The organism is Bacillus sp. FSL K6-3154, from assembly GCF_040869395.1.
GTDB classification, from domain to species: domain Bacteria; phylum Bacillota; class Bacilli; order Bacillales; family Bacillaceae; genus Bacillus; species Bacillus safensis.
Genome location: NZ_CP152033.1, coordinates 372,365 through 388,032, shown reverse-complemented (window position 1 = coordinate 388,032; position 15,668 = coordinate 372,365). Strand labels below are relative to the sequence as shown.

The 15,668-nt window shown below is 42.9% G+C and carries 16 protein-coding genes and 1 other RNA gene; 12 read left to right on the top strand and 5 right to left on the bottom strand.

The genetic code is table 11. From position 1 onward, the window contains the following. Positions 1–6: 6 nt before the first annotated feature. From aspS to MHH61_RS02185, 3 genes are all read left to right on the top strand, one after another. On the top strand, positions 7–1,785 hold the full coding sequence (gene aspS, locus MHH61_RS02195) for an aspartate--tRNA ligase (protein WP_125586664.1): 1,779 nt from the start codon (positions 7–9) through the stop codon (positions 1,783–1,785). A gap of 77 nt (positions 1,786–1,862) precedes the next feature. After that, positions 1,863–2,043, top strand: a non-coding RNA gene (ssrS, locus tag MHH61_RS02190) — 6S RNA. Between the two features lie 92 nt (positions 2,044–2,135). Beyond that, a complete protein-coding gene (locus MHH61_RS02185; protein ID WP_024423127.1) occupies positions 2,136–2,900 on the top strand; it encodes a ThiF family adenylyltransferase in 765 nt (254 codons plus the stop codon). 33 nt (positions 2,901–2,933) lie between these two features. Here MHH61_RS02185 and MHH61_RS02180 read toward each other — a convergent pair whose 3' ends face one another. Then, positions 2,934–4,199 carry a replication-associated recombination protein A gene (locus MHH61_RS02180; protein WP_025092426.1) on the bottom strand — a complete coding sequence of 422 codons (1,266 nt, stop codon included), beginning with the start codon at positions 4,197–4,199 and terminating at the stop codon, positions 2,934–2,936. Positions 4,200–4,407: 208 nt separating this feature from the next. Between MHH61_RS02180 and MHH61_RS02175 the strand changes: the two genes are divergently transcribed. From MHH61_RS02175 to MHH61_RS02140, 8 genes are all read left to right on the top strand, one after another. Further along, positions 4,408–4,827: an Rrf2 family transcriptional regulator gene (locus tag MHH61_RS02175; RefSeq protein ID WP_024423125.1), complete on the top strand. Its 420-nt coding sequence runs from the start codon at positions 4,408–4,410 to the stop codon at positions 4,825–4,827. 18 nt (positions 4,828–4,845) lie between these two features. Continuing rightward, positions 4,846–5,988, top strand: coding sequence for a cysteine desulfurase family protein (locus MHH61_RS02170; RefSeq protein WP_041086402.1), 1,143 nt, complete (start codon positions 4,846–4,848; stop codon positions 5,986–5,988). Between the two features lie 94 nt (positions 5,989–6,082). Further along, positions 6,083–7,201: a tRNA 2-thiouridine(34) synthase MnmA gene (gene mnmA, locus MHH61_RS02165; protein WP_024423123.1), complete on the top strand. Its 1,119-nt coding sequence runs from the start codon at positions 6,083–6,085 to the stop codon at positions 7,199–7,201. 59 nt (positions 7,202–7,260) lie between these two features. Then, complete coding sequence (locus MHH61_RS02160) at positions 7,261–7,914, top strand: lipopolysaccharide assembly protein LapB (protein WP_025092425.1); 654 nt, start codon at positions 7,261–7,263, stop codon at positions 7,912–7,914. Between the two features lie 19 nt (positions 7,915–7,933). Next, positions 7,934–10,318 carry an ATP-dependent RecD-like DNA helicase gene (locus MHH61_RS02155; protein ID WP_024423121.1) on the top strand — a complete coding sequence of 795 codons (2,385 nt, stop codon included), beginning with the start codon at positions 7,934–7,936 and terminating at the stop codon, positions 10,316–10,318. A 110-nt stretch (positions 10,319–10,428) separates the two neighbouring features. Continuing rightward, the gene (locus MHH61_RS02150; protein WP_051582016.1) at positions 10,429–10,947 is read left to right on the top strand and encodes a PRC-barrel domain-containing protein; all 519 of its coding nucleotides are present in this window, start codon (positions 10,429–10,431) and stop codon (positions 10,945–10,947) included. 13 nt (positions 10,948–10,960) lie between these two features. Then, the gene (locus tag MHH61_RS02145) at positions 10,961–11,152 is read left to right on the top strand and encodes a hypothetical protein (RefSeq protein WP_003216308.1); all 192 of its coding nucleotides are present in this window, start codon (positions 10,961–10,963) and stop codon (positions 11,150–11,152) included. Positions 11,153–11,172: 20 nt separating this feature from the next. Continuing rightward, positions 11,173–11,304 carry a YrzQ family protein gene (locus MHH61_RS02140; protein ID WP_003216198.1) on the top strand — a complete coding sequence of 44 codons (132 nt, stop codon included), beginning with the start codon at positions 11,173–11,175 and terminating at the stop codon, positions 11,302–11,304. A gap of 96 nt (positions 11,305–11,400) precedes the next feature. Here the strand turns inward: MHH61_RS02140 and MHH61_RS02135 are convergent, their stop codons facing one another. The 4 genes from MHH61_RS02135 to MHH61_RS02120 all read right to left on the bottom strand — a co-directional run bounded on the left by MHH61_RS02135 (position 11,401) and on the right by MHH61_RS02120 (position 14,349). Continuing rightward, on the bottom strand, positions 11,401–12,051 hold the full coding sequence (locus MHH61_RS02135; protein ID WP_024427867.1) for an amino acid ABC transporter permease: 651 nt from the start codon (positions 12,049–12,051) through the stop codon (positions 11,401–11,403). 15 nt (positions 12,052–12,066) lie between these two features. Then, positions 12,067–12,720 (bottom strand): amino acid ABC transporter permease, encoded by a 654-nt coding sequence (locus MHH61_RS02130; RefSeq protein ID WP_024427868.1) that lies wholly within the window; start codon positions 12,718–12,720, stop codon positions 12,067–12,069. Positions 12,721–12,797: 77 nt separating this feature from the next. Next, positions 12,798–13,607 carry a transporter substrate-binding domain-containing protein gene (locus tag MHH61_RS02125; RefSeq protein WP_025092422.1) on the bottom strand — a complete coding sequence of 270 codons (810 nt, stop codon included), beginning with the start codon at positions 13,605–13,607 and terminating at the stop codon, positions 12,798–12,800. 13 nt (positions 13,608–13,620) lie between these two features. Next, positions 13,621–14,349 (bottom strand): amino acid ABC transporter ATP-binding protein, encoded by a 729-nt coding sequence (locus tag MHH61_RS02120; protein ID WP_024423116.1) that lies wholly within the window; start codon positions 14,347–14,349, stop codon positions 13,621–13,623. 230 nt (positions 14,350–14,579) lie between these two features. Between MHH61_RS02120 and MHH61_RS02115 the strand changes: the two genes are divergently transcribed. Then, positions 14,580–15,644: an AI-2E family transporter gene (locus MHH61_RS02115; RefSeq protein WP_024423115.1), complete on the top strand. Its 1,065-nt coding sequence runs from the start codon at positions 14,580–14,582 to the stop codon at positions 15,642–15,644. Positions 15,645–15,668 lie beyond the last annotated feature (24 nt).

Below are 15,668 nucleotides of genomic sequence, written 5' to 3'. Positions count from 1 at the left end.
ATGTTTGTGTTTGGTAGAACTTTTTATTGTGGAGAAGTAACAGAAGACCAAATTGGTCAGTCAGTTGTATTAAAAGGATGGGTTCAAAAAAGGCGTGACCTAGGCGGATTAATCTTTATTGATTTGCGCGATCGTACAGGGATTGTACAAGTTGTCTTCAATCCAGACTTATCAAGAGAGGCGCTTGAGACAGCAGAATCAATTCGTAATGAATATGTCCTTGATATTAAAGGAACGGTTGTCGCAAGAGAAGAAGCAACGATCAATCCAAATTTAAAAACGGGCAAAATTGAAATTCAAGTCGAAACGGTTACCGTTTTAAATGAAGCGAAGACTCCTCCATTTGTGATTTCAGATCAAGCAGACGAGGTATCAGAAGATGTTCGTTTAAAATATCGTTACCTGGATCTTCGCCGCCCTGCAATGTTTGAAACAATGAAAATGCGACATGAAGTCACAAAAGCATTCCGCCATTTCTTAGACGACAACGGCTTTCTAGACATTGAAACGCCCATTTTAACAAAAAGTACGCCAGAAGGTGCGCGTGACTATCTTGTTCCAAGCCGTGTACACGAGGGAGAATTTTATGCACTGCCTCAGTCTCCGCAGTTATTTAAACAATTGCTGATGGTTTCTGGGATGGACCGTTATTATCAAATTGCCCGCTGTTTTAGAGATGAAGATTTGCGTGCTGACCGTCAGCCGGAATTTACACAAGTCGATATTGAAATGTCCTTCATGAGTCAAGAGGACATCATGACGCTTGCTGAAGAGATGATGGCGAAGGTGATGAAAGATGTCAAAGGTGTAGACCTTACATTGCCATTACCTCGTATGACATATGATGAAGCGATGAATTCCTATGGATCTGATAAGCCGGATACTCGCTTTGAGATGAAGCTCGTGAACATTTCAGACACGGTAAAAGACTCAGATTTCAAAGTGTTTAGCGGAGCTGTGAAAAATGGTGGAGCTGTGAAAGCCATCAATGTCAAAGGGGCTGCAGCAAACTACTCAAGAAAAGACATTGATGCACTTGGTGCATTTGCAGCGAACTACGGTGCAAAAGGTCTAGCTTGGCTAAAAGCAGAAGGGACTGAATTAAAAGGTCCGATCGCTAAATTCTTTGATGAAGCAAAGCAAGCTGAATTAAAAGAACAGCTGCAAGTTGAAGAAGGCGACCTTTTACTCTTTGTTGCAGATAAGACGTCTGTTGTCCATGATGCGCTTGGTGCACTTCGCTTAAAACTTGGTAAAGAGCTTGAACTGATTGATGAGTCTGTATTCAATTTCTTATGGGTTGTCGATTGGCCGCTGCTTGAAAAGGATGAAGAAGAAGGCCGCTTCTATGCTGCCCATCATCCATTCACAATGCCGGTTCGCGATGATCTTGAATTAATTGAAACAAGCCCAGAAGACATGAAGGCCCAGGCTTACGATCTTGTGCTGAATGGCTACGAGCTTGGCGGAGGTTCTATTCGTATTTTCGAAAAGGACATTCAAGAAAAGATGTTTGGCTTACTTGGTTTTTCAAAAGAAGAGGCTTACGAACAATTTGGCTTCCTGCTGGATGCGTTTGAGCATGGTGTTCCTCCGCATGGCGGAATCGCGCTTGGGCTTGACCGTTTAGTGATGCTGCTTGCAGGCCGCTCTAACTTAAGAGATACGATTGCATTCCCTAAAACGGCAAGTGCGAGCTGCGTTCTTACAGATGCCCCTGGCCATGTAAGCGAGGCACAGCTTGATGAGCTGAGTTTAGCGATTAAAACAAAAGTAAAACAGTAAAATAGGCGCATGTTTATAGGTATGTAAACGCTTGAAAAAGAAATATGCCTATGATATGCTTTCATCAATCAATAAATAAAGTCCTGATACGTACGGTGGTTACCTAGTTTTGACCGAACATTTTTTTATACGGGAGCTTGCCTTTCCTTTCTGCATAAATGCCTCTTTAGAGGACTTATAAAGTCAGGAAGAAAGCACCCACCTGCATGGTGCGGGGTTCAAAACGAAGGAAATGCTGGCGGCGTCATCGGGACTTTTTTGTGTTTTTTTCTTTTAGAGAAGGATGACGGAGAAGTCTGAATATGATATGATTCTTTCGATTCATTTTAAATAAAGGTGGAGTGAGGCACTTGTTACATCAGTTTTCAAGAAACGAGCTTGCCATTGGCAAGGAAGGCTTAAATATACTAAAAAACAGTACAGTTGCAGTGCTTGGTGTGGGCGGCGTTGGTTCATTCGCAGTAGAGGCACTCGCGCGTTCAGGCGTTGGCCGTATTGTTCTTGTTGATAAAGATGATATTGATATTACAAATGTAAACCGTCAGCTTCCAGCATTGCTATCAACAGTTGGCCAGCCAAAGGTTGACTTAATGCAGGCGAGAATCGCTGATATTAATCCAGAATGTGAAGTTGTTGCGCTGAAGATGTTTTATACAGAGGAAACATACGAGCAATTTTTTGAGTATCCGCTTGATTATGTCATTGATGCCTCAGATACCATTCACTATAAAATTCATTTAATGAAAGAGTGTCTGAAACGAGGTGTGAACATCATTTCAAGTATGGGAGCTGCGAACAAAACAGATCCGACACGCTTCAAAATTGATGATATTTCAAAAACACATACCGATCCTATTGCAAAAGTTGTGAGAACACGTTTGCGTAAGGAAGGGATTCGTAAAGGAATTGAAGTCATTTTCTCTGATGAAAGTCCAATTGTCATTCGCGAAGATGTCAGAAAAGAAGTTGGAAATGATGAAGCGAAGATTCGCAAGGCGCAAATGCCGCCATCATCTAATGCATTCGTTCCGTCTGTTGCCGGACTGATCATGGGTGGTCATGTCATTATGAAGCTTTTAAAAGATATTCCGATTACACGTGTGAAGGATAAATAAACAGCCCGCCTGCTAACATGCAGGGGGCTTTTTTTATTTCTGGCGTTTTAAATTTTCATAGACCTGTTTCAATGCACCTTCAAATTTTCCGGTTTGTTTCGGTACATAGTATTGCTTGTTTTTCAGCGGATCAGGTAAATATTGCTGCTTCACCCAGCCGTTTTCGTAATCATGTGGGTATAAGTAATCGACGCCTCTTCCGAGTGCTGTGGCGCCTTTGTAGTGAGCATCCTTTAAATGAACTGGAACTTCTCCAATTTTCCCTGTACGAATGTCACCAAGTGCCGCATCAATCGCCTTATATGCCGAATTAGACTTAGGAGAAAGACACAGCTCAATCACTGCGTTCGCCAGCGGAATCCGTGCTTCTGGGAAACCGATTCTTTCTGCTGTTTGTACTGCGCTTAACACGCGGGGGCCTGCCTGCGGACTGGCTAAGCCAATGTCCTCGTAAGCCATCACGAGTAATCTCCTTGTAATGCTTTCAAGGTCTCCTGCTTCGATCAGTCTGGCAAGGTAATGCAGCGCCGCATCTGTATCAGATCCTCTAATGGATTTTTGAAAAGCCGAGAGGACATCATAATGAGCATCACCATTCTTGTCATGTGAGAAGCTCTTTTTTTGTAAGCATTCTTCTGCTGCGGCAAGAGTGATTGTGATATGCCCTGTCTCATCAGCTTTTGTCGATAAGACAGCGAGCTCGAGTGCATTTAAAGCAGAACGCACATCTCCTCCGCATCCATTGGCAAAATGATTCATCGCTTCATCGTCCACTGTCACCTCATAGCCGCCAAGCCCGCGATGCTCATCCTGTAAGGCTCTTGTTAACGCAGCTTTGATTTGCTCTGTTTCAAGCGGCTTCAGCTCGAATATTTGTGTCCGGCTTCGAATGGCAGGATTGATCGCATGATAGGGATTAGCCGTTGTTGCCCCAATTAAAATGATCATGCCATTTTCTAAATAAGGAAGAAGAAAATCCTGCTTTCCTTTATCAAGCCGGTGGACTTCGTCTAAAATAAGGATCACCTGGCCGCTCATTTTCGCTTCAGCGGCAACAGCTTCCATATCCTTTTTGTTATGAATGACCGCATTCAGCGTTCGAAAAGCAATGCTTGTACTGCCAGCAATCGCGGTTGCAATCGATGTTTTGCCGATGCCCGGCGGTCCATATAAAATCATCGAGGATAAATGTTTTGCCTCGACCATTCGCCTAATAATTTGACCTTCTCCAACAAGATGCTCCTGCCCAATAATGTCTTCAATATGACTTGGGCGCATCCGGTACGCTAAAGGTTTCATAATTATCTCTCCTATAGCAATGTCTTGTTTGTATAGAGTACCGAAATTTCTTCAAATAGAAAAGGGATTCGTCCTTCTATCATGCTCAGAACCCGTAAATGAAAGTTGGCTGAAAGTATGATATAATTGCTTTTGGTCTATATATCAGCGTATATGAAATCAGAAAAATAATTGATGACATAGAATAGAAAACGCAGAGGTGTTTAACTTGAAAATATCAACTAAAGGCAGATACGGTCTGACGATCATGATCGAATTAGCCAAAAAACATGGCGAAGGCCCTACATCATTAAAATCAATCGCTCAAAACAATGATTTGTCTGAGCATTATTTAGAGCAGCTTGTATCACCACTCCGCAATGCCCGTCTTGTAAAAAGTATCCGCGGAGCGTATGGCGGCTATGTTCTTGCACATGAACCAAACGAGATCACAGCAGGTGATATTATTCGTGTATTAGAAGGACCCATTAGTCCTGTTGAAGTCATCGAAAACGAAGAACCAGCAAAGCGTGAACTATGGATTCGTATTCGTGATGCAGTAAAAGACGTACTAGACAATACAACTCTTGAAGACTTGGCAAGCTACACAGATGACGGGGATCAAGACTCGTATATGTTCTATATTTAGATCAGAGGTGTACCGGAAATGGAACGAATCTATTTAGATCATGCGGCCACTACGCCGATGGATCAGCGTATTGTGGACAAGATGATGCCGTACTTTACAGAGATATTTGGCAATCCCTCTAGTATTCATTCATATGGGCGCGAGGCAAGAAAGTGGCTCGATGAAGCAAGAGAAGTCATTGCAGGAGAATTACACTGTAAACCGCAGGAGATCATCCTCACAAGCGGTGGAACCGAGGCGGACAACCTGGCAATTACAGGTGTTGCCATGGCAAGACAGCATGAAGGAAAACATATCATCACAGTGAAAACAGAGCATCATGCGGTGCTGCATACATGTGAACGCCTAGAAAAACTAGGATTTGAAGTGACATATTTAGATGTGGACGAAACAGGATTGATTCATCTTGATCAATTAAAACAAGCATTGAGAGATGATACAATTCTTGTGACCGTCATGTACGGCAATAATGAAACAGGTGTGATTCAGCCAATCAAAGCCATTGGCGAACTTCTGCGTGATCACACGGCTCATTTTCATACAGACGCAGTGCAGGCGTTTGGCACAGTGCCTATTGATGCAGCAGATCTCCATATTGATCTTTTATCTGCTTCTGGCCATAAGCTGAATGGTCCGATGGGAACAGGTTTTTTATATGTAAACGAAGGCGTGAAGCTTTCTCCGCAAATATTCGGAGGCGAACAAGAAAGAAAGCGCCGTGCTGGCACTGAAAATGTGGCAGGAATTGTTGGGCTTGCAGAAGCTGTTCAATTAACGAAGCAAAATAGAAGAGAAAAAGCGATGCATTATGGTAAGCTCAAAGAAACCATGCTGCAAGTATTCGAAGAGGAATCTCTCAATTTCTCTATCAATGGACATCCGAAAGAGACATTGCCGCACATTTTAAATGTTCATTTCCCGGGCGTCTCCATTGAATCGCTGCTTGTGAATTTAGATATGGAAGGAATTGCTGTTTCAAGCGGATCGGCATGTACGGCTGGATCTGTCCTTCCTTCGCACGTGTTAAGCGCCATGTATGGCGAAGAAGCAAAAGAGCTGACGTCCTCAGTCAGAATAAGCTTCGGTCTTGGGAATGAAGAGGATCATGTGAAGCAGGCGGCACGTAAGATAGCGGCTGTTGTCAAACGCCTAGCCAAATAAATACTTCCTTTTGTTCGTGTGTGAAAAATGAAACAGCGAAGCACCTGAAGAACGAAACGCGCATGTTGTTTCATTGAAATTGGAGTTGATGAAGATGACAAAAAGACCAGAAGATACAAGAGTTGTGGTCGGTATGTCCGGAGGAGTCGATTCATCAGTTGCCGCTCTTATGTTAAAGGAGCAAGGCTATGATGTCATCGGCATATTTATGAAAAACTGGGATGACACTGATGAAAATGGTGTTTGCACAGCAACGGAAGACTATGAGGATGTCATCCGCGTATGTAACCAAATTGGAATCCCTTATTATGCAGTGAATTTCGAGAAGCAATATTGGGACAAAGTGTTTCAATATTTTCTTGATGAATATAAAGCGGGCAGAACGCCAAACCCAGATGTCATGTGTAACAAAGAAATTAAGTTCAAGGCATTCCTTGAGCATGCACTTTCACTTGGAGCGGATTACTTGGCAACAGGACACTATGCCCGTGTTGACAGAACAGGCGATGAAGTCAAAATGCTGCGAGGTCTTGATGCAAACAAAGACCAAACGTATTTCTTAAATCAGCTGACTCAGGAACAACTTGATAAAGTCATGTTCCCAATCGGTGATTTAGAGAAAAAAAGGGTTCGTGAATTAGCTAAAGAAGCAGAGCTCGCAACAGCAGCGAAAAAAGATTCAACTGGTATCTGCTTTATCGGAGAAAGAAACTTTAAAACGTTCCTTAGTCAATATTTGCCTGCACAGCCTGGTGTGATGCAGACAATGGACGGAGAAGTAAAAGGGGAGCACGATGGACTGATGTATTACACGATCGGTCAGCGCCAAGGACTTGGCATTGGCGGCAGCGGTGATCCTTGGTTTGTCGTTGGAAAAGACTTGGAGAAAAACATCTTGTTTGTTGAACAAGGCTTCCACAATCCACTTTTATACTCTGAAAGCATTTCAGCCGTTAATATCAGCTGGACTCGTCCTCATATTGTCGGAGAAAACGGTGAATTAACCTGCACAGCAAAATTCAGATACCGTCAAGAAGATCACCATGTGAAGGTCAAAATGACAGGTGAGCAAGAAGCGATGGTTATCTTTGATGAACCTGTTCGTGCTGTTACCCCGGGACAAGCGGTTGTTTTTTATGATGGCGACGAATGTCTTGGCGGCGGTACAATTGACGATGTCTTCAAAGATGGTCAAAAGCTGTCGTATGTGTAGCATGTTTCAAAACCTCAACGTCGCTGTTGAGGTTTTTTAATGAAAGGATGAGAGAGCGAATGAATCATAACGAAATCGGCATAGAAGCCTTGAATCAAGGGAATATCGAAAAAGCAGCTGAAGCTTTTACAAAAGCGATCGAAGAAAGCCCGAAGGACCCGGTTCCATATATTAACTTTGCGAACTTACTTTCAAGTATCAATGAATTTGAACGTGCTTTAAACTTTTTTCAAAAAGCAATTGAACTTGATCATACCGCAGCTGCAGCCTATTATGGAGCAGGAAATGTATATACGTTAAAAGAAGACTTTATGAAAGCGAAAGACTACTTTGAACAAGCACTAAAAGCCGGCATGGAAAATAGTGATTTGTTTTATATGCTCGGGCAGACGCTCATCAAATTAGAGCAGCCAAAGCTTGCGATGCCATATCTTCAGCGTGCCGTTGAACTAAACGAAGAGGATAATGAAGCAAGGTTTCAATTTGGCATGTGTTTAGCCAATGAACACATGCTGGAAGAAGCGGTGACAACTTTTACTGAAGTCATCACGCGTGATCCGCAGCATGCAGATGCCTTTTATAATTTAGGGGTTGCGTATGCGTACTTAGAGAAAAAAGACGAAGCACTTGAGATGCTGGGTAAAGCCATTGACGTGCAGCCTGACCATATGCTGGCACTACATGCGCAAAAGCTGATTCAAGAGGCAGAATAGATGGAAGGAGGGAAGACCTGTGCAGGAACATCCAGATCAAATGAAGCTTGAGGACGAACCGTTTTTAAAGGGGACCATTCAAGCCGTTATTTTCCATAATGAAAGTAATTTATACTCGGTGTTAAAGGTAAAAGTCATTGAAACATCGGAAAACTTAGAGGAAAAAACTGCATCTGTCACAGGCTACTTCCCCGCACTTCATGAGGAGGAAACCTACACCTTTTATGGCAAAGTGACAAGCCATCCGAAATTTGGTGAACAGTTTCAGGCCACTCATTTTCAAAAGGAAGTGCCGACAACGAAGCAAGGCATCATACATTATCTCTCAAGTGATTTATTTGAGGGGATAGGAAAAAAGACGGCGGAAGAAATTGTGGGACAGCTTGGCAATCAGACGCTTCATAAGATTATGCGTGACCCAGCTGTTTTGTATGATGTACCGCGCTTATCAAAAAAGAAGGCGGATAAGCTTGCCGCAGCGCTTCAGGAGCATCAAGGGCTGGAACAAATCATGATCAGCCTGAATCAGTATGGCTTTGGTCCGCAGCTCAGCATGAAGATTTACCAAGTATACGAGAGTGAAACACTGCAGAAAATCGAGGAAAATCCCTATCAGCTCGTTAAGGATGTTGAGGGAATCGGGTTTATTAAGGCGGATGAGCTTGGCGCTAGAACAGGCATCTCAGGAAATGACCCAGAACGGATTCGCGCCGCCTTGCTATATACAGTGGAGACAGCCAGTCTACAAGACGGTCATACGTACATACAAACGAAAGATTTGATCGTCGAAACCCGCAAGCTGCTCAACCAAACCGGCAATGATTACAAAGTGACTGAAATGGATGTTGCCAATCAGATCATTGCACTTGGCGAAGGAAAAGAAATGATCATTGAAGATGACCGCTGCTATCATCCATCCTTATTTTATGCGGAGCAAAGTGTCGCCAAACGCATTCAAAAAATCGTCTCCCAAACAGAATATGCAGATCAATTTCCTGAATCAGAATTCCTGCTAGCACTTGGCGAGCTGGAGGAGCGGTTAGGCGTCCAATATGCACCGACACAAAAGGAAGCGATTCAAAAGGCACTCATGTCCCCGATGCTGCTTTTAACAGGCGGGCCTGGAACAGGGAAGACGACGGTCATTAAAGGAATTGTCGAGCTTTACAGTGATCTTCACGGTGTTTCTCTTGATCCGAGTGATTATAAAAAAGATGAATCCTTCCCATTTGTGCTTGCGGCACCAACTGGACGGGCGGCTAAACGGATGACAGAATCAACAGGGCTTCCAGCTGTCACCATTCACCGGCTGCTAGGCTGGAACGGTTCGGAGGGCTTCTCTCATGATGAGGAACAGCCGATTGAAGGAAAGCTTGTCATCATTGATGAATCAAGTATGCTGGATATTTGGCTGGCGAATCATTTGTTTAAAGCGATTCCTGATCATATCCAAGTGATTATGGTAGGGGATGAACATCAGCTGCCATCTGTCGGACCAGGCCAAGTTTTACGGGATTTGCTTGCCTCAAAAGCCGTGCCGGCTGTTACCCTGACAGATATTTACCGGCAGGCAGACGGCTCAACCATTGTTGAACTTGCACATGATATGAAAAATGGTGTGCTGCCAAAGGATATCACTGCACGCTCAAAGGATCGGTCCTTCATTCAGTGTTCAGCTGATCAAATGAAAGAAGTTATTGAGAAAGTTGTCAGCAATGCTGCTCAAAAAGGGTTTTCAGCAAAGGATATTCAAGTGCTGGCACCGATGTATAAAGGAAAAGCAGGCATCAATGAGCTCAACAAAATGCTGCAGCACATTTTGAATCCTAAAAAACCAAAGGGCAGAGAAATCCCGTTTGGTGATGTGGTGTACCGGACAGGTGATAAGGTGCTTCAGCTTGTGAATCAGCCGGAGAACAACATTTTTAACGGCGATATCGGTGAAATTGTCTCGATTTTTTATGCAAAAGAAAATACAGAAAAAGAAGACATGGCTGTGATCTCCTTTGATGGAAATGAAATCACCTTTACAAAAAAAGATTTTCATCAATTTACACATGCTTATTGCTGCTCTATTCACAAATCACAAGGAAGTGAATTCCCGATTGTTGTGCTGCCAGTCGTCAGGAGCTACTACCGAATGCTTCGGCGGAATCTGCTGTACACAGCCATTACACGCAGTAAAAAGTTTTTAATACTGTGCGGCGAGGAATCAGCGCTGGAGTGGGGCGTGAAAAACAATGAGGATTCCCTCAGACAAACGTCCTTAACGATGCGGCTAGTACAAACCGAACAAATCATGGATGCAGAACTTGAAGCGCTCCAAAAAGAGCTTCCGTTTAGCGTACATGACGCAAATATTGGCATGGAGGGAATCACTCCATTTGATTTTATGCATGAGTAGAAGGTTCAGATTGTTGACAAAGGGCTAAAATGATTTTTATTTTAGCCCTTTGTCTTCTTTTAGCGTGAAAAGAACTTCACCCATTCCGTTCATGGAAGCCATTTCTTCGTATGAGTCATGAAGCAAACGCACACGATAAGACTGTTCCGCAAAAGGTGGTTGAGCACATTTTGAGAACATGCCGAGAACTTGAAGGAATGACGATCTATACAGATGAGCTGTCCCAATCGCTTGGTTCCATAAAAGATATTTGCTTTTTAGCCGGAGGCAGCTGCGGAGGATATGTGTTAGAGGGGAAAAAGAAAGACTGTGCACTCGTTCCATTTTCTGCTTTTGATCAGCTGACAGACAAAGGTTTGTATGTGAGCTGCCAGGAGGGAGTGGGCATGGATTCCTCTGCTCCATTCTTGTTATTTTCGAAATTAAAGAAGAAAATGATGCAGTCGCCTGATGGTGAAAATTTAGGCATTTTGGAAGATGTATACTTTTGCTCAAATTCGGGCACAATCGTAGCATATGAACTCTCGGATGGCTTCTTTACAGAGCTATCAGGGATTCGGAAACAGCTGCAGGCTGCCGGAACCTTGATGAACGTTCAAAAGGAAGCACTGGTTCTAAACCGAACGTAAAGAGGTGCTGATTATGCTCATTTGCCCAAATTGCAAATGTAAAGACATCGGAAAAATTGGGGTCAATCAATATTATTGCTGGGGCTGTTTTATTGAATTGACGCTGTCAAAAGGCAAAATATCTACACACCAAGTGGAGGAAGACGGGACACTAAGCAGCTTAGATGATCTGTTTAGTGACGATGAACGTTCAATTCAACTATAAGTGTTAAGGGGGAATTTCGAATGGGCAAAATGACTTCTTCACTATTAACGCTTGGTGCAGGTGCACTCGCATATCACTTTGCAAGCCGATATGATATGCCATCAAAGCGGGATATGAAAAAGCTAAGAAAACGTGTTATGAGAATGATGTAAACAAAAAGGGCTAAAATGATCTTCATTTTAGCCCTTTGTTTTGCGTGATAGCCAACCGGTCTATACGCTGGCATTCGCCAAGAGCGGATGTTCTTTTTATGCCTGCCTGTATTCTAATCGTCTTGCAAGAATGGATAAGCTGAAATTGACGACAAAATACATCATAGCTGCCAATAAGAAAATCGGCAGTAAATAGGATTGGCTTTGACCGTTTAATATTTGAGCGTGATGTAATAATTCTGGAAGCGCAATGACAACGGCAAGCGACGTATCTTTCAAAAGAGATATGAACTGACTGACAATTGGCGGCACCATTCGGCGCAGAGCCTGCGGCATAATAATCATTTTTAATGTTTGAATATAGGTTAAACCAGAAGACCTGGCTGCTTCGATCTGCCCCTTATCAATTGATTTAAGACCGCTCCGAATAATTTCTGACAGCATCGCGGATTCAAACACGGTTAAAGCCGCAATAGCAGAGGCTGTGATACTCAGCTTGATGCCGATCTCAGGCAATGCAAAATACGTGAAAAAGATGATCAGCAAAAGCGGCAGGTTCCGAATGGTTTCTACAACAACCGCAAGCACCTTTGATAAAACCGGAATTTGAGCGAACCGTAATGTGCCAACGACTAATCCAATGATAAAGCTCAAAATGATGGAGATAAAAGCCACTTTTAAGGTGACAGCAAATCCTTCAAGTAAAAAGGCGAGATGATCAGGCTGGTAGGCACCTATAAAATCCATGATGTTTCCTCCTTTCTAGTGGCTTCTTGCTAATCTTCTTTCTAAATAACCAACACCTAGACTGAGCGGAATGGTTAATAGCAGATAGAACATCGCAACAAAGATGTAGACATCAAACGTCACAAATGTTCTAGATGCAATAAGGTCTCCTTGATACATGAGATCAAACCCTGCAATGACACCTAAAATAGAGGAGTTTTTAACAAGGTTTATAAATTGATTCCCAAGAGGAGGAATGACGATTTTAATTGCCTGCGGCAAAATGATATACCGCATCGTCCCACCATATGACAGACCTGAGGCGCGGGCTGCTTCCATTTGTCCAAGGGGCACAGCTTGTATCCCTGCACGAATGGCTTCAGCAATAAAGGCAGAGGTATAAATGGCAAGAGCAATCGTACCAGCAGTAAAGCCATCTGCTACAATACCTAACACGGGTAAACCAAAGAAGAAAACAAAGGTGATCAATAATAACGGAATATTCCGAATAAATTCCACGTAAGCCGTCCCTAACCAGTTAAGCGGCCTGAGTGGCGCAATTCTCATAATGGCAATGAGTGTACCGATCAAAAAGCTTCCAATCAGAGCAATCACACTTGCACCAATGGTATATTTAAAGCCTTCTAAATAAAGATGAACATTTTCAGTGAGAATGGAAAACCGCAGCAATCAGTTCACTTCCTTCCTGATCAACAGGGGAGCCATGGAGCGGCTCACCTGAGGCATCGATCTTGACGAAACAAACGTTATTCTTTGATCCATTTTTTAAGAATCTTGTCATACTCTCCATTGTCTTTTAACGTTTTTAAGGCTTTATTGATCGCATCTGTTAATTCTTGATCGCCTTTTTTCACAGCAATGCCATAAGGCTCATCTGTAAAGGTGCCGCCGACCACTTCGTAATTTGAATCCTCATCTGCCATACCAAATAAGATCGCATTATCAGTTGTCAGCACTTGCCCTTGATTTGATTTTAATGCTGTAAAAGCCTCCTGATAGTTCTCAAATTCTAATACGGATGCTTCAGGTGCTTTCTCGCGGATATTTTGAGAAGAAGTAGATCCTTTCACGGCCAGCACCTTCGTTCCTTTTTTAAGATCATCAATGGATTGAATGTCGCTTCCTTTTTTCACAAGCAGTGATTGTCCTGCTTCAAAGTAAACATCTGAGAAATTGACTTCTTTTTTACGCTCTTCTGTAATTGTCATGGTCGCAACAATCGCATGGATATCCCCTTTTTGAAGCAAAGGAATTCTTGTTTTAGATGTCACTTCCTTAAATTCTGCTTTTCCTTCATCGCCGAGTATTTCTTTTGTAATGGCTTTTGCAATGTCAATATCAAATCCTTCAATATCACCGCTGCTCGGATTTTTTAAACCGAATAAACGTGTGTCATTTTTTACACCGAAAATGATTTTTTTGTCTTTCTTAATGGCTTCTAAAGAACTTCCTTGTTTTGCATCAGTTGACCCTTTTTCAGTAGATCCACAAGCAGCCAAAGCGGCGATGCAGCAAGTCATAAAGAGCAGCAGGCCAAAGCGTTTCATTTTTTTCATCAAACCATTCCCCCTAGTGATTTAATATACGGCTTAAAAATAATTGAGCACGTTTCTCTTGCGGTTTTTCATAAAATGCAGCCGGTGTTGATTCTTCAAGAATTCTGCCTTCATCAATAAAGACAATACGGTCAGCCACTTCGCGGGCAAAGCCCATCTCATGTGTGACGACAACCATGGTCATGCCTTCACGAGCCAGCTGCTTCATCACATCTAATACCTCGCCGATCATCTCTGGATCAAGTGCAGATGTCGGTTCGTCGAAAAGCATCACCTCCGGCTTCATCGCAAGCCCTCTTGCAATGGCAACGCGCTGCTGCTGTCCGCCCGAGAGTCGTGAAGGGTAGGTGTCTGCCTTTTCAGGAATGCCGACTTTATTTAAATAAAATTCAGCTGTTTCCTTTGCTTCTTCCTTGCTCACTTTTTTGACCTTCATCGGCGCAAGCATAATGTTTTCAAGCACCGTCTTATGCGGATAGAGGTGAAAATGCTGAAAGACCATTCCGATATTTTGCCTGACAAGATTGATGTTGGTCTTCGGATGCTGAACAGACACTTGGTTGACGAGAACTTTTCCCGCATCAATGCTTTCAAGACGATTGATACACCTGAGCATCGTGCTTTTACCAGACCCTGAAGGACCGATGATCACAACAACCTCCCCTTTTTGAATATGTAGGTTAATGTCCTTAAGTACATGGAACTGGCCATAATGCTTGTTGACTTCTTCGAATGTGATCATGAAGAACCTCCTCTTGTGTTTCATTGGCTAAAGCTAAAGTGGATTCTAGCACAACTTGTGTAAAAAGAAGTAAATAATGGAATATTTTCTGACGAGATTTTACAGCAAACAGTGACTTTGGATGGAGCTGTATGTTTCATGTGTATTCATTTTTAACAAAGTTAGGACAAATTTTATTTACGTGGATAATTGCAGAAGATGGTTAAACAATAAGAAAAGAGGTGAAAAAGGTGAAGAAACGTCCGATCCAATTTCTAATATATGCTGCAGGGGTCCTGCTTGTCCTTGCATCCTTGCTCATTTTACTGCAGCTCGACGAGTTATGGATGCCTGTTTTTTTATTGCTGAAGGCGGTTCTCATTCCGCTTCTCATCGCTATTTTTATTTCTTATCTGCTTTATCCGATTGTGGAAAGACTGCATGCACGAGGGCTGCCGAGAACAGTCAGTCTCTTACTCATCTATGTCCTGTTTTTTGGCGGGATTGGTTTTGCGGTATATAAAGGAGCGCCTGTTATGATCGCACAGTTAAATGAGCTGTCAGAACAAATTCCTGTCATCGCTGAAACGTATAATGGCGCATTATCACATATTCATCATCATACGAGCCACTGGCCTGACGGACTTCATGACCGCTTGGACCGCTTCATTGTTCAATCGGAGACATATGCAGCCAATAGCGCTGAGCGGATGATTCTTAGCTGTAAAGTTTTATTTGATTACGCTTTAGTTGCAGCACTCATCCCTTTTCTTGTTTTTTATATGGTAAAAGACATGAACACGATGAAGCGGGCGGCATGGTATTTAACGCCGCCGTCATTTAGGAAGAGGGGGCATGCCTTTGTGAAAGCAGTGGATGAATCGCTTGGTGATTATATTCGAGGGCAGCTGCTTGTCTGTTCTTTAATCGGGGGTGCAGCAGCCATTGTGCTTTGGCTTTTTCATATCCCGTATCCGCTCGTTCTTGGCATGCTGATAGGAGCAACGAACGTGATTCCGTATTTTGGACCGATAATTGGCGCAGTTCCTGCCATCTTTATTGCGTTTACTATTTCGGTGAAATCGGTCATCATTGTATTGATCACAGTAGCAGTGCTGCAATTTTTAGAGAGCAATGTTCTCAGCCCGATCATTGTAGGACGAAGTCTTCATATGCATCCTGTCGTTATTATGCTTGTCTTGCTTGCAGGAGGGGAGCTGTTTGGCTTAATTGGGATGATTTTAGCTGTACCAGCAGCTGCGATTATCAGGGTGATCATTGTGCAATATATCCTGATGAGACGAAGCGTTCATTGACAAGACGAGCCGAGTTGTCTATAA